Source organism: Vibrio sp. 10N.261.46.A3 (genome assembly GCF_041472995.1).
GTDB classification, from domain to species: Bacteria; Pseudomonadota; Gammaproteobacteria; order Enterobacterales; family Vibrionaceae; genus Vibrio; species Vibrio coralliirubri.
In genome coordinates, this window is sequence record NZ_JBFRRH010000116.1 from 1 (window position 1) to 16,326 (window position 16,326).

General features: G+C 44.9%; 31 protein-coding genes. All 31 read right to left on the reverse strand.

Going from position 1 to position 16,326, the window contains the following annotated elements; genetic code table 11:
• Positions 1 to 157 precede the first annotated feature (157 nt).
• The gene (gene rplQ, locus AB4484_RS23245; RefSeq protein ID WP_004729812.1) at positions 158 to 538 is read right to left on the reverse strand and encodes a 50S ribosomal protein L17; all 381 of its coding nucleotides are present in this window, start codon (positions 536 to 538) and stop codon (positions 158 to 160) included.
• Between the two features lie 24 nt (positions 539 to 562).
• On the reverse strand, positions 563 to 1,555 hold the full coding sequence (locus tag AB4484_RS23250) for a DNA-directed RNA polymerase subunit alpha (RefSeq protein ID WP_004729813.1): 993 nt from the start codon (positions 1,553 to 1,555) through the stop codon (positions 563 to 565).
• Between the two features lie 22 nt (positions 1,556 to 1,577).
• Positions 1,578 to 2,198 (reverse strand): 30S ribosomal protein S4, encoded by a 621-nt coding sequence (gene rpsD, locus AB4484_RS23255; protein WP_004738777.1) that lies wholly within the window; start codon positions 2,196 to 2,198, stop codon positions 1,578 to 1,580.
• Positions 2,199 to 2,229: 31 nt separating this feature from the next.
• Positions 2,230 to 2,619 (reverse strand): 30S ribosomal protein S11, encoded by a 390-nt coding sequence (rpsK, locus tag AB4484_RS23260; protein ID WP_004738778.1) that lies wholly within the window; start codon positions 2,617 to 2,619, stop codon positions 2,230 to 2,232.
• 19 nt (positions 2,620 to 2,638) lie between these two features.
• On the reverse strand, positions 2,639 to 2,995 hold the full coding sequence (gene rpsM, locus AB4484_RS23265) for a 30S ribosomal protein S13 (protein WP_004738779.1): 357 nt from the start codon (positions 2,993 to 2,995) through the stop codon (positions 2,639 to 2,641).
• 148 nt (positions 2,996 to 3,143) lie between these two features.
• Positions 3,144 to 3,257: a 50S ribosomal protein L36 gene (rpmJ, locus tag AB4484_RS23270; RefSeq protein ID WP_000868186.1), complete on the reverse strand. Its 114-nt coding sequence runs from the start codon at positions 3,255 to 3,257 to the stop codon at positions 3,144 to 3,146.
• Positions 3,258 to 3,298: 41 nt separating this feature from the next.
• Entirely contained in the window at positions 3,299 to 4,633 is a 1,335-nt protein-coding gene (gene secY / locus AB4484_RS23275; protein WP_004738781.1) for a preprotein translocase subunit SecY, read from the reverse strand.
• Positions 4,634 to 4,653: 20 nt separating this feature from the next.
• Positions 4,654 to 5,088, reverse strand: a complete 435-nt coding sequence (gene rplO, locus AB4484_RS23280) for a 50S ribosomal protein L15 (RefSeq protein ID WP_004736758.1) — start codon at positions 5,086 to 5,088, stop codon at positions 4,654 to 4,656.
• Between the two features lie 5 nt (positions 5,089 to 5,093).
• The gene (gene rpmD, locus AB4484_RS23285; protein WP_004736756.1) at positions 5,094 to 5,270 is read right to left on the reverse strand and encodes a 50S ribosomal protein L30; all 177 of its coding nucleotides are present in this window, start codon (positions 5,268 to 5,270) and stop codon (positions 5,094 to 5,096) included.
• Between the two features lie 7 nt (positions 5,271 to 5,277).
• Positions 5,278 to 5,778, reverse strand: coding sequence for a 30S ribosomal protein S5 (gene rpsE, locus AB4484_RS23290; protein ID WP_004736754.1), 501 nt, complete (start codon positions 5,776 to 5,778; stop codon positions 5,278 to 5,280).
• A 14-nt stretch (positions 5,779 to 5,792) separates the two neighbouring features.
• A complete protein-coding gene (gene rplR, locus AB4484_RS23295) occupies positions 5,793 to 6,146 on the reverse strand; it encodes a 50S ribosomal protein L18 (protein WP_048605977.1) in 354 nt (117 codons plus the stop codon).
• A 9-nt stretch (positions 6,147 to 6,155) separates the two neighbouring features.
• Positions 6,156 to 6,689 (reverse strand): 50S ribosomal protein L6, encoded by a 534-nt coding sequence (gene rplF / locus AB4484_RS23300; protein ID WP_017063712.1) that lies wholly within the window; start codon positions 6,687 to 6,689, stop codon positions 6,156 to 6,158.
• A 10-nt stretch (positions 6,690 to 6,699) separates the two neighbouring features.
• Complete coding sequence (gene rpsH, locus AB4484_RS23305; RefSeq protein ID WP_017061309.1) at positions 6,700 to 7,092, reverse strand: 30S ribosomal protein S8; 393 nt, start codon at positions 7,090 to 7,092, stop codon at positions 6,700 to 6,702.
• A 29-nt stretch (positions 7,093 to 7,121) separates the two neighbouring features.
• Positions 7,122 to 7,427 carry a 30S ribosomal protein S14 gene (gene rpsN, locus AB4484_RS23310; protein ID WP_004738789.1) on the reverse strand — a complete coding sequence of 102 codons (306 nt, stop codon included), beginning with the start codon at positions 7,425 to 7,427 and terminating at the stop codon, positions 7,122 to 7,124.
• A 16-nt stretch (positions 7,428 to 7,443) separates the two neighbouring features.
• Positions 7,444 to 7,983: a 50S ribosomal protein L5 gene (gene rplE / locus AB4484_RS23315; RefSeq protein ID WP_004738790.1), complete on the reverse strand. Its 540-nt coding sequence runs from the start codon at positions 7,981 to 7,983 to the stop codon at positions 7,444 to 7,446.
• A 24-nt stretch (positions 7,984 to 8,007) separates the two neighbouring features.
• Positions 8,008 to 8,325, reverse strand: a complete 318-nt coding sequence (rplX, locus tag AB4484_RS23320; RefSeq protein WP_004738792.1) for a 50S ribosomal protein L24 — start codon at positions 8,323 to 8,325, stop codon at positions 8,008 to 8,010.
• An 11-nt stretch (positions 8,326 to 8,336) separates the two neighbouring features.
• Positions 8,337 to 8,708: a 50S ribosomal protein L14 gene (gene rplN / locus AB4484_RS23325; RefSeq protein ID WP_004736740.1), complete on the reverse strand. Its 372-nt coding sequence runs from the start codon at positions 8,706 to 8,708 to the stop codon at positions 8,337 to 8,339.
• A 162-nt stretch (positions 8,709 to 8,870) separates the two neighbouring features.
• Positions 8,871 to 9,125, reverse strand: coding sequence for a 30S ribosomal protein S17 (rpsQ, locus tag AB4484_RS23330; protein WP_004736739.1), 255 nt, complete (start codon positions 9,123 to 9,125; stop codon positions 8,871 to 8,873).
• Positions 9,125 to 9,316, reverse strand: a complete 192-nt coding sequence (rpmC, locus tag AB4484_RS23335; RefSeq protein ID WP_004736737.1) for a 50S ribosomal protein L29 — start codon at positions 9,314 to 9,316, stop codon at positions 9,125 to 9,127. Before rpmC ends, rpsQ begins: the two co-directional genes overlap by 1 nt.
• On the reverse strand, positions 9,316 to 9,726 hold the full coding sequence (gene rplP, locus AB4484_RS23340) for a 50S ribosomal protein L16 (RefSeq protein WP_004736736.1): 411 nt from the start codon (positions 9,724 to 9,726) through the stop codon (positions 9,316 to 9,318). The genes rpmC and rplP overlap by 1 nt, the downstream gene beginning before the upstream one ends.
• Positions 9,727 to 9,737: 11 nt before the next feature.
• Entirely contained in the window at positions 9,738 to 10,436 is a 699-nt protein-coding gene (gene rpsC / locus AB4484_RS23345; RefSeq protein WP_004736734.1) for a 30S ribosomal protein S3, read from the reverse strand.
• Between the two features lie 18 nt (positions 10,437 to 10,454).
• On the reverse strand, positions 10,455 to 10,787 hold the full coding sequence (rplV, locus tag AB4484_RS23350; protein ID WP_004736732.1) for a 50S ribosomal protein L22: 333 nt from the start codon (positions 10,785 to 10,787) through the stop codon (positions 10,455 to 10,457).
• Positions 10,788 to 10,797: 10 nt separating this feature from the next.
• Positions 10,798 to 11,076: a 30S ribosomal protein S19 gene (gene rpsS, locus AB4484_RS23355; RefSeq protein WP_004736729.1), complete on the reverse strand. Its 279-nt coding sequence runs from the start codon at positions 11,074 to 11,076 to the stop codon at positions 10,798 to 10,800.
• Positions 11,077 to 11,095: 19 nt separating this feature from the next.
• Positions 11,096 to 11,920, reverse strand: a complete 825-nt coding sequence (gene rplB, locus AB4484_RS23360; protein ID WP_017076297.1) for a 50S ribosomal protein L2 — start codon at positions 11,918 to 11,920, stop codon at positions 11,096 to 11,098.
• Positions 11,921 to 11,934: 14 nt separating this feature from the next.
• The gene (gene rplW / locus AB4484_RS23365) at positions 11,935 to 12,237 is read right to left on the reverse strand and encodes a 50S ribosomal protein L23 (protein ID WP_004736765.1); all 303 of its coding nucleotides are present in this window, start codon (positions 12,235 to 12,237) and stop codon (positions 11,935 to 11,937) included.
• Positions 12,234 to 12,836, reverse strand: coding sequence for a 50S ribosomal protein L4 (rplD, locus tag AB4484_RS23370; protein WP_004738803.1), 603 nt, complete (start codon positions 12,834 to 12,836; stop codon positions 12,234 to 12,236). The genes rplW and rplD overlap by 4 nt, the downstream gene beginning before the upstream one ends.
• Before the next feature lie 16 nt (positions 12,837 to 12,852).
• Complete coding sequence (rplC, locus tag AB4484_RS23375; protein ID WP_004736763.1) at positions 12,853 to 13,482, reverse strand: 50S ribosomal protein L3; 630 nt, start codon at positions 13,480 to 13,482, stop codon at positions 12,853 to 12,855.
• 14 nt (positions 13,483 to 13,496) lie between these two features.
• Entirely contained in the window at positions 13,497 to 13,808 is a 312-nt protein-coding gene (rpsJ, locus tag AB4484_RS23380; protein ID WP_004736761.1) for a 30S ribosomal protein S10, read from the reverse strand.
• Positions 13,809 to 14,232: 424 nt separating this feature from the next.
• Complete coding sequence (bfr, locus tag AB4484_RS23385) at positions 14,233 to 14,715, reverse strand: bacterioferritin (protein ID WP_372080595.1); 483 nt, start codon at positions 14,713 to 14,715, stop codon at positions 14,233 to 14,235.
• A gap of 81 nt (positions 14,716 to 14,796) precedes the next feature.
• On the reverse strand, positions 14,797 to 14,985 hold the full coding sequence (locus tag AB4484_RS23390) for a (2Fe-2S)-binding protein (RefSeq protein WP_017629804.1): 189 nt from the start codon (positions 14,983 to 14,985) through the stop codon (positions 14,797 to 14,799).
• Between the two features lie 327 nt (positions 14,986 to 15,312).
• Positions 15,313 to 16,326, reverse strand: a 1,014-nt coding sequence (tuf, locus tag AB4484_RS23395; protein WP_372080597.1) for an elongation factor Tu, incomplete at its 5' end; no start/stop codon positions are given.

Genomic DNA, 16,326 nt, shown 5'->3' on the forward strand with positions numbered 1-16,326 from the left:
GAGATACGAGATACGAGATATTTTTGAAAAATGGCGCAGACAAGACAAGCAAAAAATGCCAAACATCATGGTGCAATTTCTATTATCTTTTCCTTGTTCTACAGACACAAAAAAGCCGAGCTAATGCTCGGCTTTTGTATTAAGAATCTAGTATAGATTACTCAGCAGCTTCTTCAGCAGCTGGGCGGTCTACAAGCTCAATGTAAGCCATTGGAGCTTTATCACCAGTACGGAAACCACATTTAAGAATGCGAGTGTAACCACCTTGGCGAGCCGCGAAACGCGGGCCTAGTTCATTAAATAGTTTTGCCACAACTTCGTTATCACGAGTGCGAGCAAATGCAAGACGACGGTTAGCAACACTGTCTGTCTTAGCTAGGGTAATCAATGGCTCAATTACGCGACGTAGTTCTTTTGCTTTAGGCACGGTAGTTTTAATAACTTCGTGACGAACAAGAGAGCTAGCCATGTTGCTGAACATCGCTTTGCGATGACTGCTGTTGCGGTTGAGTTGACGACCACTTTTACGATGGCGCATGACCTAATCCTTCTAACTTTTCGATTAATCTTCAGCGATTGACGCTGGTGGCCAGTTTTCTAGACGCATGCCTAGAGAAAGACCACGTGAAGCAAGCACATCTTTAATCTCTGTAAGAGATTTCTTACCAAGGTTTGGCGTTTTAAGTAGCTCAACCTCAGTGCGCTGTACAAGATCACCGATGTAGTGAATCGCTTCTGCTTTCAAACAGTTAGCAGAGCGAACTGTTAGTTCAAGATCGTCTACAGGACGTAGTAGGATAGGATCGAATTCTGGCTTCTCTTCCTTCTCCTCAGGTACACGTACATCACGAAGATCTACGAACGCATCCAGTTGTTCAGCTAAAATAGTAGCTGCACGACGGATTGCTTCCTCAGGTTCTAGAGTACCGTTCGTTTCCATATCGATAACAAGCTTGTCTAAATCAGTACGTTGTTCTACACGTGCCGCTTCTACAGCGTAGGCGATTTTATCAACCGGGCTGTAAGTAGCGTCAACTAGTAGACGACCGATAGGACGCTCATCTTCTTCAGTATGGATACGAGCTGAAGCTGGAACGTAACCACGACCACGTTCTACTTTGATACGCATAGCGATCTCAGCGTTGTCATCCGTTAGGTGACAAATTACGTGCTCAGGGTTAGCGATCTCTACATCACCATCGTGGGTGATGTCACCTGCAACAACAGGGCCTGAGCCTGATTTGTTCAGTGTAATAAACACTTCATCTTTGCCTTCAGCAACGCGTACAGCCAAACCTTTAAGGTTTAGAAGGATTTCCAGGATATCTTCCTGAACGCCTTCTTTAGTGCTGTATTCGTGTAGCACACCTTCAATTTCAACTTCTGTTACGGCACAACCCGGCATAGAAGATAGAAGAATGCGGCGAAGAGCATTACCTAGAGTGTGGCCGAAACCGCGCTCTAATGGCTCAAGAGTTACTTTCGCGTGTGTCGTATTGATCTGTTCAATGTCAACAAGACGCGGCTTAAGAAATTCTGTTACAGAACCCTGCATTGTGTCCTCTCTTTTTTTAACCTTACTTAGAGTAAAGTTCGACGATCAAGTGTTCATTGATGTCAGCTGATAGGTCAGAACGCTCAGGCATACGCTTGAATGTACCTTCCATTTTGCCAGCATCTACTTCAATCCAAGTTGGCTTTTCACGTTGTTCAGCAACTTCTAGAGCCGCTTTAATACGAGATTGCTGTTTAGCTTTCTCGCGGATAGAAACAACGTCGTTTGCCGCTACTTTGAAAGAAGGAACGTTTACAACTTTACCGTTAACTAGAATAGACTTGTGGCTAACTAGTTGACGAGATTCAGCACGAGTAGCGCCAAAGCCCATACGGTAAACTACGTTATCAAGACGACCTTCAAGAAGCTGAAGCAGGTTTGCACCTGTGTTGCCTTTAAGACGTGCAGCTTCTTTGTAGTAGTTGCGGAATTGTTTTTCTAGAACGCCGTAGATACGACGAACTTTTTGCTTCTCACGAAGCTGAACGCCATACTCAGATAGACGACCGCGACGAGCGCCGTGTACACCTGGTGCGTTATCAATTTTACACTTGGTATCGATCGCACGGACACCAGACTTAAGGAATAAGTCAGTACCTTCGCGACGGCTAAGCTTCAGCTTAGGACCCAAATATCTTGCCATGATCTTTCTCCAATATTCCTAGAAACGAAACTTAAACGCGACGTTTCTTAGGTGGACGACAACCGTTATGAGGGATTGGTGTCGCATCAACAATGTTAGTGATACGGAAACCAGCAGCGTTCAGTGCACGAACAGTAGATTCGCGACCTGGACCTGGACCCTTAACCATAACTTCCAAGTTCTTTAGGCCATATTCTTTAGCCATTTCACCACAACGCTCAGCTGCAACTTGTGCTGCGAACGGAGTAGATTTACGAGAACCACGGAAACCTGAACCACCTGCTGTAGCCCATGCAAGAGCGTTGCCTTGACGGTCAGTGATAGTTACGATTGTGTTGTTGAAAGAAGCATGAATGTGCGCTACGCCATCAGCTACTTGCTTGCGTACGCGCTTACGCGCGCGAGTTGGTTGTTTTGCCATTGTACTCTACCTTATCCGACTATTTCTTGATCGGCTTGCGCGGACCCTTACGGGTGCGAGCGTTGGTTTTAGTACGCTGTCCACGTAGTGGTAGACTGCGACGATGACGAAGACCGCGGTAACAGCCAAGGTCCATAAGACGCTTGATGTTCATCGATACTTCACGACGTAGATCACCTTCTACAGTGTACTTAGCTACACCATCACGCAGTTGATCGATCTGCTCTTCAGTTAGTTCACTGATCTTAGCATCTTCAGCAATACCCACTTCAGCTAGAATAGCTTGAGAGCGAGTTTTACCGATACCGTAGATTGCAGTAAGTGCAATTACAGAATGCTTATGATCAGGAATGTTAATGCCGGCTATACGGGCCATTATTCACTCCTAAGGGGTTCATAAAAGAATTATCCGCAGCAAAGCCCGTTATGGATACGCTGCGGCATACTACTTCTTTTGCACGCAAAAGGTAGGCCGAGGAATATACTCGACTCTACCTTGTATTTCAAGTAAAAATTTCTGCTAATTAGCCTTGGCGTTGCTTATGCTTTGGCTCACTGCAAATCACGCGAACGACACCGTTACGCTTGATAACTTTACAGTTACGGCAGATTTTTTTAACGGAAGCACGAACTTTCATTGCTAAACTCCGTAAATGGAATCGAAATTGTTACCACCGAATTAACGGCCGTAACCCTTCAGATTCGCTTTCTTTAACACAGAATCATACTGTTGTGACATCAGATGAGTCTGTACCTGTGCCATGAAATCCATGATAACTACCACTACGATTAGTAGTGATGTGCCGCCAAAGTAGAAACGAACGTTCCACGCGACCATCATGAACTCAGGAATCAGACATATAAAAGTAATGTATAGAGCGCCCGCAAGGGTTAGTCTAGTCATCACTTTATCGATATATTTCGCTGTCTGCTCACCTGGGCGGATACCGGGTACGAATGCACCAGACTTCTTCAAGTTATCAGCTGTTTCACGTGGGTTAAACACCAACGCTGTATAGAAGAAACAGAAGAAGATTATAGCTGCTGCATAAAGCATTACATACAAAGGTTGACCTGGGCTAAGAGCTAATGACACGTCAGTTAACCAACCGAACGCGCTGCTTTCACCATTTTGACCAAACCACTGCGCTAATGTTCCTGGGAACAAAATAATACTTGATGCGAAAATCGCTGGAATAACACCTGCCATATTAATCTTAAGAGGCAAGTGAGAGCTTTGTGCTGCAAAAACTTTACGACCTTGTTGACGTTTCGCATAGTTAACGACGATACGACGTTGACCACGTTCCATGAAAACTACGAAGTAAATAACAGCAAAAGACAATACAGCAATCAACAGCAGAAGAAGCACATGCAATTCACCTTGACGCGCTTGCTCGATTGTTTGACCGATTGCAGAAGGCAATCCAGCAACAATACCTGCAAAAATCAGAATGGAAATACCATTACCGATTCCTCGCTCAGTGATTTGTTCACCTAACCACATTAAGAACATGGTACCAGTTACTAAACTCACGGTAGCAATAAGCGTAAACATGGTTTGGTTGATAACAACCAGATTGTCGACCATGTTTGGTAAGCCTGTTGCGATACCAATAGCTTGGAATGTTGCAAGTACAAGCGTGCCGTAGCGTGTATATTGGCTTATCTTACGACGGCCTGCTTCACCCTCTTTCTTGAGTTCCGCTAACGCTGGATGAACTACAGTTAGCAATTGGACTACGATCGATGCCGAAATGTACGGCATGATACCCAATGCTAATATAGATGCACGCTCAAGAGCACCACCGGAGAACATGTTAAACATTTCTACGATGGTACCTTTTTGCTGATCGAACAAATCGGCAAGTACAGCTGCGTCAATACCAGGGATCGGCACAAAAGAGCCGGCTCGGAATACTAAAAGTGCACCAATTACGAATAATAAGCGCGACTTTAGTTCACTTAAGCCGCTCTGAGCACTACGAAAATCTTGTCCTGGTTTCTTAGCCATCTGTACCTCGTTCCTCGAGATTATTCCTCGATTTTACCGCCTGCAGCTTCGATTGCAGCTTTAGCGCCTTTAGTCACGCGTAGACCTTTAACAGTCACAGCTTTGCTTAGGTCACCAGAAAGAACGATCTTAACAAACTCGATGTTCTTAGTGATAACGTTAGCAGCTTTAAGGCTGTTAAGATCAACTACGTCACCTGTTACTTTCGCTAGCTCAGCTAGACGAACTTCAGCAGACACTAGGCTCTTACGAGAAGTGAAACCGAATTTAGGTAGACGTTGTTTTAGAGGCATTTGACCGCCTTCAAAACCTGGACGAACAGAGCCGCCAGAACGTGACTTTTGACCTTTGTGACCGCGGCCACCTGTTTTACCAAGGCCAGAACCGATACCACGACCTACACGCTTCTTAGAAGGTTTAGAGCCAGCAGCCGGTGATAGAGTATTCAAACGCATTCTGATTACTCCTCAATCTTAACCATGTAGTAAACCTTGTTGATCATACCGCGTACGCACGGTGTATCTTCAAGTTCTACTGTATGGTTGATGCGACGAAGACCTAGACCTTTAAGACACGCTTTGTGCTTAGGTAGGCGACCAATTGAGCTTTTAGTTTGAGTTACTTTAATAGTTGCCATCGTGTGCTTACTCCGAAATAGATTCAACAGTTAGACCACGTTTAGCAGCAACCATTTCTGGTGACTTAACGTCTACTAGAGCACCAATCGTTGCGCGAACAACGTTGATAGGGTTCGTTGAACCGTATGCTTTAGAAAGTACGTTATGTACGCCTGCAACTTCAAGTACGGCACGCATTGCACCACCGGCAATAACACCTGTACCTTCAGCAGCTGGCTGCATGTAAACTTTAGAGCCCGAATGACGACCTTTCACCGGGTGGTGAAGAGTGCCTTCGTTAAGCGCAACAGTAACCATGTTACGACGCGCTTTTTCCATTGCTTTTTGAATCGCAGCAGGTACTTCACGAGCTTTGCCGTAACCGAAACCTACACGACCATTACCGTCACCAACTACTGTTAGTGCAGTGAAGCTCATGATTCGACCACCTTTAACCGTCTTAGATACACGGTTAACTGCGATCAGCTTTTCTTGCAAATCATTAGCTTGTTGTTGTTCTTTAGCCATCTTCCAACCCTACCTTAGAATTTCAGACCAGCTTCGCGAGCAGAATCTGCTAGCGCCGCTACTCGACCGTGGTATTGGAAACCAGAACGATCGAATGCAACTGAAGCTACGCCTTTTTCAAGAGCGCGCTCAGCAACAGCTTTACCAACTGCTTTAGCTGCATCAACGTTACCAGTGTTCTTAACTTGCTCACGGATCGCTTTTTCTACAGTAGAAGCAGCTGCGATAACCTCAGAGCCGTTTGCCGCGATAACTTGTGCGTAAACATGGCGAGGAGTACGGTGTACTACCAGGCGAGTTGCACCAAGTTCTGCAATCTTACGACGTGCACGTGTAGCACGACGGATGCGAGATGCTTTCTTATCCATAGTGATACCTTACTTCTTCTTAGCTTCTTTAGTACGCACATTTTCATCTGCGTAACGAACACCTTTGCCTTTGTAAGGCTCAGGAGCACGGTAAGAACGAATGTCAGCCGCAACTTGACCTACTACTTGCTTATCGCAACCAGTAATGATGATCTCAGTTTGGCTAGGGCACTCAGCTTTAATACCTTCAGGTAGAGCGTGCTCTACTGGGTGAGAAAAACCAAGTGTTAGAGCTACAGAGTTGCCTTTCATAGCAGCACGGTAACCAACACCCTTAAGAGTTAGCTTCTTAGTGAAGCCCTCAGTAACACCCACAACCATGTTATTAACTAGAGCGCGAGCTGTACCAGCTTGTGCCCATGCGTTAGTAACACCTTCTTTCGGACCGAAAGTTAGGTTGGTTTCTTCCTGTGCAATAACTACGGCGCTGTTAAGAACGCGAGTAAGCTCACCTTTGCTACCTTTTACAGTAACTTCTTGGCCGTTTAGTTTCACCTCTACGCCAGCTGGAATAGCGACAGGTGCTTTAGCAACACGAGACATAATCTACTCCTTAAGCTACGTAACAGATGATTTCACCGCCAAGACCTGCTTTACGAGCAGCACGGTCAGACATCAGACCCTTGGAAGTAGAAACAACTGCAATACCAAGACCACCCATCACTGTAGGTAAAGAGTCTTTATTTTTATAAACTCTTAGACCAGGACGTGATACACGCTTGATTTGCTCGATTACAGGTTTAGCTTGGAAGTACTTAAGAGTAACTTCTAGCTCAGGTTTTGCTTCGCTGTTAACAGCGAAGTCTACGATGTAACCTTCAGCTTTAAGTAATGCAGCAATTGCAACTTTAAGCTTTGAAGAAGGCATTTTTACAGCAACTTTGTTTGCTGCCTGACCGTTACGAACTCGGGTCAGCATATCCGAAATCGGATCTTGCATGCTCATAAGATTTACTCCAAATGATTAAGTGGCAATTACCAGCTAGCCTTACGAAGACCCGGAATCTCGCCTTTCATGCAAGCTTCACGAACCTTAATGCGGCTTAGACCGAATTTACGTAGGTAACCGTGTGGACGACCAGTTTGGTTGCAACGGTTGCGCTGACGTGATGCACTTGAATCACGTGGAAGAGATTGCAGTTTAAGAACCGCATTCCAACGATCTTCTTCAGATGCGTTTACATCGCTAATGATAACTTTTAGCGCAGAACGCTTTTCAGCGAACTTAGCTACTAGTTTTGCACGTTTAGCTTCACGTGCTTTCATTGATTGTTTAGCCATAACAGTAACCCTACCCTTACTTACGGAATGGGAAGTTAAAGGCAGCCAGCAGAGCTCGGCCTTCCTCATCGGAACCCGCAGAAGTCGTGATAGTGATATCAAGACCGCGGACGCGATCGACTTTATCGTAGTCGATTTCCGGAAAGATGATTTGCTCGCGAACGCCCATGCTGTAGTTACCGCGACCGTCAAAAGACTTAGCGCTAACACCACGGAAATCACGTACACGTGGAAGTGCGATAGAGATTAAACGCTCTAAAAATTCCCACATGCGCTCACCACGCAAGGTTACTTTACAACCAATTGGGTAGCCTTCACGAATTTTGAAACCAGCTACAGATTTACGCGCTTTAGTGATAAGTGGCTTTTGACCAGAGATCGTTGCCATATCAGCTGCTGCGTTTTCTAGCAGTTTCTTATCGTTGATTGCTTCACCAACGCCCATGTTTAGGGTGATTTTCTCAATCCTAGGGACTTGCATGACGCTTGTGTAGCTGAACTCTTTGGTAAGCTCAGCGACTACAGACGACTTGTAGTAATCATGCAGTTTCGCCATAGTAGAACTCCAAATTACTTCTAATTAGTTAGAAACAGTTTCGCCGTTAGATTTGAAGAAACGAACTTTCTTGCCATCTTCGATACGGAAACCGATACGGTCTGCTTTACCAGTAGCCGCGTTAAAAACAGCAACGTTAGAAGCATCAATAGCTGCTTCTTGTTCAACGATGCCACCTTGTTGACCTAGAGCCGGAACCGGCTTTTGGTGTTTCTTAACAAGGTTGATGCCTTCAACGATAACTTTACCAGTTGTCAGAACCTTAGTTACTTTACCTTTCTTGCCTTTATCTTTACCAGCAAGAATGATTACTTCGTCATTACGACGGATTTTAGCTGCCATATTGCCGCTCCTTACAGAACTTCAGGTGCTAGTGATACAATCTTCATGAATTTCGCGTTACGAAGTTCACGAGTCACAGGACCAAAGATACGTGTGCCGACTGGTTGCTCAGTAGTGTCATTTAACAATACACAAGCATTACTGTCGAAGCGAATGACAGAACCGTCTGGGCGACGAACGCCTTTACGGGTGCGCACTACTACCGCCTTCAGAACATCACCTTTCTTTACTTTACCGCGAGGAATCGCTTCCTTCACTGTAACCTTGATGACGTCACCGATATGTGCATAACGGCGGTGAGAGCCACCCAGAACCTTAATACACATTACCTTGCGCGCGCCAGAGTTATCTGCTGCGTCAAGTGTACTTTGCATCTGGATCATTGTTAGTGCTCCGCTAAATATTAAAACTAGACCCTCTCGGGTCGGGCTGCCTCTTTAAAAGGGACGCGAATTGTACCACCCTTTTTTTAAATTGGGTAGACAAAAAACAAGCGGCTCCAAAAAATTATTTGGAGCCGCTTATAAGTTATAGAATTACAAAGATTAAATCTTCGCTTTTTCTAGAACTTTAACCAATGTCCAAGACTTAGTCTTAGACAGAGGACGACACTCAGCGATTTCAACTTTGTCGCCTAGGCCACAAGTGTTGTCTTCGTCGTGTGCGTGTACTTTAGTCGTGCGTTTGATGAACTTACCGTAAATTGGGTGTTTTACAGTGCGCTCAATAGCAACAACGATAGACTTGTCCATCTTGTCACTTACTACACGGCCTTGCTGGATGCGGTTAGTTTCGCTCATTATGCGCCTGCCTTTTCAGTCAAAACAGTTTTCACACGTGCGATGTCACGGCGTACAGCTTTTAGAGTATGAGTTTGCTGTAGTTGACCAGTTGCAGCTTGCATGCGCAAGTTGAACTGTTCACGTAGCAAATTCAATAGCTCAGCGTTAAGCTCTTCAACGTTCTTTTCGCGTAGATCTTGTGCTTTCATCACATCACCTGCTTAGTTACAAAAGTAGTTTTAACAGGCAGTTTACGTGCCGCTAGGCGGAACGCTTCACGTGCCAACTCTTCAGGTACGCCATTCATCTCGTACATAACTTTGCCTGGTTGGATTTGAGCAACCCAGTACGCAACTGAACCTTTACCTTTACCTTGACGAACTTCAAGAGGCTTTTCAGTAATCGGCTTGTCTGGGAATACACGGATCCAGATTTGACCTTGACGCTTAATGTGACGTGTCATAGCACGACGTGCCGCTTCGATTTGACGTGCAGTCAGACGACCACGGCCAACAGCTTTAAGACCGAATTCGCCGAAGCTTACTTCAGTACCTTTAGCTAGACCACGGTTACGACCAGTCATAACCTTGCGGAACTTAGTACGTTTTGGTTGTAGCATCGTTCGACTCCTTACTTACGGCCTTTACGCTGCTTCTTAGGCTTATCGCCTTTTGGCTCTACTGCGTTAGCAGCTGGCATACCGCCTAGAATCTCACCTTTGAAGATCCAAACTTTAATGCCGATCACACCGTATTGAGTGTGAGCCGAAGAAGTTGCGTAATCAATGTCTGCACGTAGAGTGTGTAGAGGCACACGGCCTTCACGGTACCACTCAGAACGTGCGATTTCAGCACCGCCAAGACGGCCGCCTACTTGTACTTTGATGCCTTTAGCGCCTAGACGCATAGCATTTTGTACCGCACGCTTCATTGCACGACGGAACATAACACGACGCTCTAGTTGAGACGCGATGCTATCAGCTACAAGCTGACCATCTAGCTCAGGCTTACGTACTTCAGCGATGTTAATTTGCGCTGGTACACCTGCGATTTTAGCTACAGCTGCGCGTAGCTTCTCTACGTCTTCACCTTTCTTACCGATAACAACGCCAGGACGAGCAGTGTGAATAGTCACACGGATGCTCTTAGCTGGACGCTCGATAACGATACGAGATAATGATGCTTTTTGTAGTTCCTTTGTAAGGAACTGACGTACCTTGAAGTCGCCGTCTAGGTTGTCAGCGAATTCGTTGGTATTAGCAAACCATGTAGCATTCCAAGGCTTAACGATGCCAAGACGAATACCATTAGGATGTACTTTCTGACCCATTGCTTACTCTCCTAGTCTTTAGCGATCTGCTACAACAATAGTGATGTGGCTTGAACGCTTCAAGATACGATCCGCACGACCTTTAGCACGAGGCATAATACGCTTCATGATAGGGCCCTCATCTACGAAGATTTTAGCGACATTTAGATCGTCGATATCTGCACCTTCGTTATGTTCCGCGTTAGCGATAGCTGACTCAAGAACCTTCTTAACTAATACAGCAGCTTTTTTGTTGCTGAAAGTTAGAATTTCTAGAGCTTGGTCTACCGACTTACCGCGAATTTGGTCTGCAACTAAGCGAGCTTTCTGTGGAGAAATACGAGCAAAGTTATGTTTAGCTAAAGCTTCCATCATCTACTCCTTATTTCTTCTTAGCTTTCTTATCTGCAGCATGACCGCGATAAGTACGAGTTGGTGCAAATTCGCCCAGTTTGTGACCGATCATTTCTTCGGTAACGAAAACTGGAACGTGCTGACGACCATTATGGACAGCGATGGTCAAACCAATCATTGTTGGGATGATCATTGAGCGACGGGACCAAGTCTTAATAGGCTTTTTGTCTCCGCTTTCCACCGCTTTCTCTACCTTCTTCAGCAAGTGTAGGTCAATAAAAGGACCTTTCTTGAGAGAACGTGGCATGGCGATTCCTCTTTATAAATTATTTAGTGCGACGACGTACGATGTACTTGTCAGTGCGCTTGTTCTTACGAGTCTTGAAGCCCTTAGTAGGAACGCCCCAAGGAGAAACTGGGTGACGACCACCAGATGTGCGGCCTTCACCACCACCATGTGGGTGATCCACCGGGTTCATTACTACACCACGTACGGTTGGACGTACGCCGCGCCAGCGTGAAGCACCAGCTTTACCAAGTTCACGTAGCATATGCTCAGAGTTACCAACTTCACCGATCGTTGCACGACCTTCAGAAAGAACTTTTCGCATCTCACCAGAACGTAGACGGATAGTTACGTATGCACCATCGCGAGCGATGATTTGAGCATAAGCACCAGCCGAACGAGCTAGTTGAGCACCTTTACCAGGCTTAAGTTCAACACAGTGTACAGTAGAACCTACTGGGATGTTGCGCATCGGCAGAGTGTTACCTGCTTTGATTGCAGCATCTACGCCAGATTGAATCTGGTCGCCTGCGTTAACACCTTTAGGTGCAATGATGTAACGACGCTCACCGTCTGCGTACAGAACTAGAGCGATGTTAGCACTACGGTTTGGATCGTATTCTAGACGCTCAACTTTCGCTGGGATGCCATCTTTAGTACGTTTGAAGTCAATCAGACGGTAATGGTGCTTATGACCACCACCGATGTGACGTACTGTAATACGACCGTTGTTGTTACGACCACCGTTCTTAGAGTTTTTCTCTAGAAGTGGTGCGTATGGCTTACCCTTGTGTAGGTCAGCGTTAACAACTTTAACGACGTGACGACGACCAGGGGAAGTCGGCTTACATTTAACAATAGCCATTTTTACTACTCCTGTTATTCCGCGCCGCCAACGAAGTCAAGATCTTGACCTTCTTTCAAAGTAACGTAGGCTTTCTTAACGTCTGAACGACGGCCTTCACGCATACCTTGACGTTTGGTCTTACCCTTTAATACAAGAGTATTTACAGACTTAACTTCAACTTCAAATAGCTTTTCTACAGCTGCTTTGATCTCTTTCTTAGTTGCATCTTTAGCTACTTTGAAAACGATAGTGTTCGCTTTCTCAGCTGCCATAGTTGCTTTTTCAGAGATGTGCGGAGCACGTAGAACTTTTAAGATACGCTCTTCAGTGATCATGCTAGCATCTCCTCAACTTGCTTAACTGCGTCAGCAGTCATTAGAACCTTGTCGAAAGCGATTAGTGATACTGGATCAACACCAGCAACATCACGTGCATCTACTTTGTATAGGTTACGAGCAGCTAAGAATAGATTTTCATCTACTTCGCCAGTCACAATCAGAACGTCGCTTAGCTCAAGCTCTTTAAGCTTAGCTACAAGTTCTTTTGTTTTTGGTGCTTCTACAGAGAAGTTATCAACAACGATTAAACGCTCTTGACGAACTAGCTCAGAAAGAATGCTCTTCATAGCACCGCGGTACATTTTTTTGTTTACTTTTTGGCTGTGATCTTGTGGTTTCGCAGCAAAAGTAACACCACCTGTACGCCAGATTGGGCTACGAATCGTACCAGCACGTGCGCGGCCAGTACCTTTTTGACGCCATGGCTTAGCGCCACCGCCAGATACTTCAGAACGAGTCTTTTGAGCACGAGTACCTTGACGAGCACCTGCTGCATATGCAACAACTACTTGGTGTACAAGAGCTTCGTTGAAGTCACGTCCGAAAGTAGTCTCGGAAACAGTTAGTGCATCAGCACCTTTAACCATCAATTCCATTACTTACTCCTAGACGTTATGCTTTAACAGCAGGTTTTACGATCACGTTTCCGCCTGTTGAGCCCGGTACTGCACCTTTAATAAGGAGTAGATTGCGCTCAGCGTCAACACGTACGATCTCTAGGTTTTGAGTCGTTACACGCTCAGCACCCATGTGACCTGCCATTTTCTTGCCTTTAAACACGCGGCCTGGAGTTTGACATTGGCCAATTGAACCCGGTGCGCGGTGAGACAAAGAGTTACCGTGAGTCATATCTTGAGTAGAGAAGTTCCAACGCTTGATAGCGCCTTGGAAGCCTTTACCTTTAGATGTACCAGTAACGTCTACTTTTTTAATTTCGTTGAAAAGTTCTACGTTTAGCTCAGCGCCAACTTCAAACTCTTCGCCGTTTTCTAAACGGAATTCCCAAAGACCGCGACCTGCTTCTACACCCGCTTTCGCGAAGTGACCAGCTTCAGGTTTAGTTACACGGTTAGCTTTCTTAGCACCAGTAGTTACTTGGATTGCTGCGTAGCCATCAGTCTCAAGAGTTTTAACTTGAGAAATACGGTTCGCTTCAACCTCAACAACAGTTACTGGGATAGAAACGCCTTCTTCAGTAAATACGCGGGTCATACCCACTTTACGTCCGACTAGACCAATCATTATTCTTATCTCCCTTAACCTAGGCTGATTTGAACATCAACGCCAGCTGCAAGATCAAGACGCATTAGAGCATCAACAGTTTTATCTGTTGGCTCAACGATGTCGATCAAACGCTTGTGAGTACGAATTTCGTACTGGTCACGTGCATCTTTGTTGACGTGTGGAGAGGTAAGAACAGTGAAACGCTCTTTACGAGTAGGTAGTGGAATAGGACCACGAACCTGTGCGCCAGTACGTTTTGCTGTTTCAACGATTTCCGCAGTTGAAGCATCGATTAGCTTGTAATCAAACGCTTTAAGGCGGATACGAATACGTTGGTTCTGCATGAGACAGAGCTCCAATTATTAAAAATTACACAAACAATATCGCCACTCAAACCCGATAAAACGAGAGAATGCCGATTGATTTATGTGAAACCGTAGCATCCAAAATTAGGACGCATTGTCAGTTAACTTTTGAAGCAAACAAGAAGTTTACTATTTTTATTAACCGCGAACATAAGCTGAGTATACATTACTAGGTAAGACCTACTCCTCAGTGCTCATTGGTTCACAACCAGCGTTAGCCAGTGCGATGCATTATACAGATCACACTTTAAGTTGCAAGCGGTGTTTGAAAAATAAACGCAGAATCTATTTACGGGGATAACTGGGGAGTTTGTATTGTACGGTAGTGCCCTACCGCTGGAAATTGAAAGCAAGGTAACAGCACGGTTAAGCCTCAGCTGTTACCTCTTTTATTTATCGTATTTTAACCGTCATCTTCATCCACATATTGAGCTTGTAGATAATTTTGGATCCCAGTCATTTTGATTAAACCAAGTTGAGTTTCTAACCAATCGACGTGATCTTCCTCGTCTTCTAAGATGTCTTGAAATAGATCTCGCGATACATAGTCGTGAATATCTTCTGCGTACGCGATGGCATTTTTCAAATCAGGTATAGCTTCCATCTCAAGAGATAAATCACACTGAAGCATCTCTTCAGTATCTTCACCAATTTTCAACTTACCCAAATCTTGAAGGTTTGGGAGGCCTTCTAAAAATAGTATGCGTTCAATTAAATGGTCAGCATGTTTCATTTCGTCGATAGATTCGTGGTATTCCTTATCGGCCAGGTGCTTTAAACCCCAATCTTTGTACATGCGAGAATGCAAGAAGTATTGGTTTATCGCGACGAGTTCGTTACCAAGAATTTTATTGAGATGTTGAATGATGATTGGATCGCCTTTCATGACATAGCCCTCCTCTTTGGCTCTTCTAACTGTAGAACCAAATCGAGAAGTGTCAAAAAAGCTAATGCCCTTTGGGCAAAACTAGCTTGCCTGTTTGAACAGGTCTTTCGCAGTATCGTTAATGACTTCTTTTGCTGAACGTACACACTTGCCGCATTGACTGCCAAGTGCTGTACATTTTTTAATTCCCTTGATGTCGGTAATGCCCTCTTCTATCACGAGCTTGCGGATTTTTTTATCCGAAACCCCATGGCATAAACAAATGTACATACTAAAACCTAAACCTTTAACTTAGGCTTAAATATAAAAAGGAATCATTCTTATTACCAGTCATATTTACTGTTTGGTTATATCGATTGGTTATATCGATTGGTTATAGTGTTTTGCGAGTAATTGTAAAAATTGGCTGTGAAGGTTGTATAACGGAAATGCGTGATTAAGGTGGGTCAGTAAATAACTGTATTTAAATTGGAATATAGTTAACTGTTATAAAGTGCGATGAATTTCCCTTATAACCAAAATAAAAAAGGGAAGCCGAAGCTCCCCTTTTCAGATGCGTGCTTTTCTAATGAAGAGTGTGCAAAAATCTAAATGCTATTAAGCGAAGATTTTAGCTACAACACCAGCACCAACTGTACGGCCACCTTCGCGGATTGCGAAACGTAGACCTTCGTCCATTGCGATTGGAGCGATTAGCTCAACAGTCATTTGAACGTTGTCACCTGGCATTACCATTTCTACGCCTTCAGGTAGAGTGATATCGCCTGTTACGTCAGTTGTACGGAAGTAGAACTGTGGACGGTAACCTTTGAAGAAAGGAGTGTGACGGCCGCCTTCGTCTTTAGAAAGTACGTATACTTCAGACTCAAACTTAGTGTGTGGGTTGATAGAACCTTTCGCAGAAAGTACTTGACCACGTTCAACGTCATCACGCTTAGTACCACGTAGAAGTGCACCAACGTTCTCACCTGCACGACCTTCGTCAAGCAGTTTACGGAACATTTCAACACCAGTACAAGTAGTAAGAGTAGTCTCTTTGATACCAACGATTTCTACTTCGTCACCTACACGTAGGATACCGCGCTCGATACGACCAGTTACAACAGTACCACGACCTTGGATTGAGAATACATCTTCAATTGGTAGTAGGAATGGTTGGTCAACTGCACGCTCTGGCTCAGGAATGTAAGAATCTAGTGCTTCTGCAAGCTCAACGATCTTGTCTTCCCACTGCTTCTCGCCGTTTAGTGCGCCAAGTGCAGAACCTTGGATAACTGGTAGGTCATCACCTGGGAAGTCGTATTCAGAAAGAAGTTCACGAACTTCCATCTCAACTAGCTCAAGTAGCTCTTCGTCATCTACCATGTCACATTTGTTCATGAATACGATGATGTAAGGGATACCAACTTGACGACCAAGTAGGATGTGCTCACGAGTTTGAGGCATAGGGCCGTCAGTCGCAGCAACAACTAGGATACCGCCGTCCATTTGTGCAGCACCAGTGATCATGTTTTTAACATAATCCGCGTGTCCTGGACAGTCTACGTGTGCGTAGTGACGTGCTGGAGTGTCGTACTCAACGTGAGAAGTTGCGATTGTGATACCGCGCTC

Excerpts from the sequence above, each read along its gene's own strand:
- rplQ (WP_004729812.1), bottom strand. The coding sequence starts at position 538 with ATGCGCCATCGTAAAAGTGGTCGTCAACTCAACCGCAACAGCAGTCAT.
- AB4484_RS23250 (WP_004729813.1), bottom strand. The coding sequence starts at position 1,555 with ATGCAGGGTTCTGTAACAGAATTTCTTAAGCCGCGTCTTGTTGACATT.
- rpsD (WP_004738777.1), bottom strand. The coding sequence starts at position 2,198 with ATGGCAAGATATTTGGGTCCTAAGCTGAAGCTTAGCCGTCGCGAAGGT.
- rpsK (WP_004738778.1), bottom strand. The coding sequence starts at position 2,619 with ATGGCAAAACAACCAACTCGCGCGCGTAAGCGCGTACGCAAGCAAGTA.
- rpsM (WP_004738779.1), bottom strand. The coding sequence starts at position 2,995 with ATGGCCCGTATAGCCGGCATTAACATTCCTGATCATAAGCATTCTGTA.
- rpmJ (WP_000868186.1), bottom strand. The coding sequence starts at position 3,257 with ATGAAAGTTCGTGCTTCCGTTAAAAAAATCTGCCGTAACTGTAAAGTT.
- secY (WP_004738781.1), bottom strand. The coding sequence starts at position 4,633 with ATGGCTAAGAAACCAGGACAAGATTTTCGTAGTGCTCAGAGCGGCTTA.
- rplO (WP_004736758.1), bottom strand. The coding sequence starts at position 5,088 with ATGCGTTTGAATACTCTATCACCGGCTGCTGGCTCTAAACCTTCTAAG.
- rpmD (WP_004736756.1), bottom strand. The coding sequence starts at position 5,270 with ATGGCAACTATTAAAGTAACTCAAACTAAAAGCTCAATTGGTCGCCTA.
- rpsE (WP_004736754.1), bottom strand. The coding sequence starts at position 5,778 with ATGGCTAAAGAACAACAACAAGCTAATGATTTGCAAGAAAAGCTGATC.
- rplR (WP_048605977.1), bottom strand. The coding sequence starts at position 6,146 with ATGGATAAGAAAGCATCTCGCATCCGTCGTGCTACACGTGCACGTCGT.
- rplF (WP_017063712.1), bottom strand. The coding sequence starts at position 6,689 with ATGTCTCGTGTTGCTAAAGCACCTGTCGCTATTCCAGCTGGCGTAGAG.
- rpsH (WP_017061309.1), bottom strand. The coding sequence starts at position 7,092 with ATGAGCATGCAAGATCCGATTTCGGATATGCTGACCCGAGTTCGTAAC.
- rpsN (WP_004738789.1), bottom strand. The coding sequence starts at position 7,427 with ATGGCTAAACAATCAATGAAAGCACGTGAAGCTAAACGTGCAAAACTA.
- rplE (WP_004738790.1), bottom strand. The coding sequence starts at position 7,983 with ATGGCGAAACTGCATGATTACTACAAGTCGTCTGTAGTCGCTGAGCTT.
- rplX (WP_004738792.1), bottom strand. The coding sequence starts at position 8,325 with ATGGCAGCTAAAATCCGTCGTAATGACGAAGTAATCATTCTTGCTGGT.
- rplN (WP_004736740.1), bottom strand. The coding sequence starts at position 8,708 with ATGATCCAGATGCAAAGTACACTTGACGCAGCAGATAACTCTGGCGCG.
- rpsQ (WP_004736739.1), bottom strand. The coding sequence starts at position 9,125 with ATGAGCGAAACTAACCGCATCCAGCAAGGCCGTGTAGTAAGTGACAAG.
- rpmC (WP_004736737.1), bottom strand. The coding sequence starts at position 9,316 with ATGAAAGCACAAGATCTACGCGAAAAGAACGTTGAAGAGCTTAACGCT.
- rplP (WP_004736736.1), bottom strand. The coding sequence starts at position 9,726 with ATGCTACAACCAAAACGTACTAAGTTCCGCAAGGTTATGACTGGTCGT.
- rpsC (WP_004736734.1), bottom strand. The coding sequence starts at position 10,436 with ATGGGTCAGAAAGTACATCCTAATGGTATTCGTCTTGGCATCGTTAAG.
- rplV (WP_004736732.1), bottom strand. The coding sequence starts at position 10,787 with ATGGAAGCTTTAGCTAAACATAACTTTGCTCGTATTTCTCCACAGAAA.
- rpsS (WP_004736729.1), bottom strand. The coding sequence starts at position 11,076 with ATGCCACGTTCTCTCAAGAAAGGTCCTTTTATTGACCTACACTTGCTG.
- rplB (WP_017076297.1), bottom strand. The coding sequence starts at position 11,920 with ATGGCTATTGTTAAATGTAAGCCGACTTCCCCTGGTCGTCGTCACGTC.
- rplW (WP_004736765.1), bottom strand. The coding sequence starts at position 12,237 with ATGATCACTGAAGAGCGTATCTTAAAAGTTCTACGTGCTCCGCACATC.
- rplD (WP_004738803.1), bottom strand. The coding sequence starts at position 12,836 with ATGGAATTGATGGTTAAAGGTGCTGATGCACTAACTGTTTCCGAGACT.
- rplC (WP_004736763.1), bottom strand. The coding sequence starts at position 13,482 with ATGATTGGTCTAGTCGGACGTAAAGTGGGTATGACCCGCGTATTTACT.
- rpsJ (WP_004736761.1), bottom strand. The coding sequence starts at position 13,808 with ATGCAGAACCAACGTATTCGTATCCGCCTTAAAGCGTTTGATTACAAG.
- bfr (WP_372080595.1), bottom strand. The coding sequence starts at position 14,715 with ATGAAAGGCGATCCAATCATCATTCAACATCTCAATAAAATTCTTGGT.
- AB4484_RS23390 (WP_017629804.1), bottom strand. The coding sequence starts at position 14,985 with ATGTACATTTGTTTATGCCATGGGGTTTCGGATAAAAAAATCCGCAAG.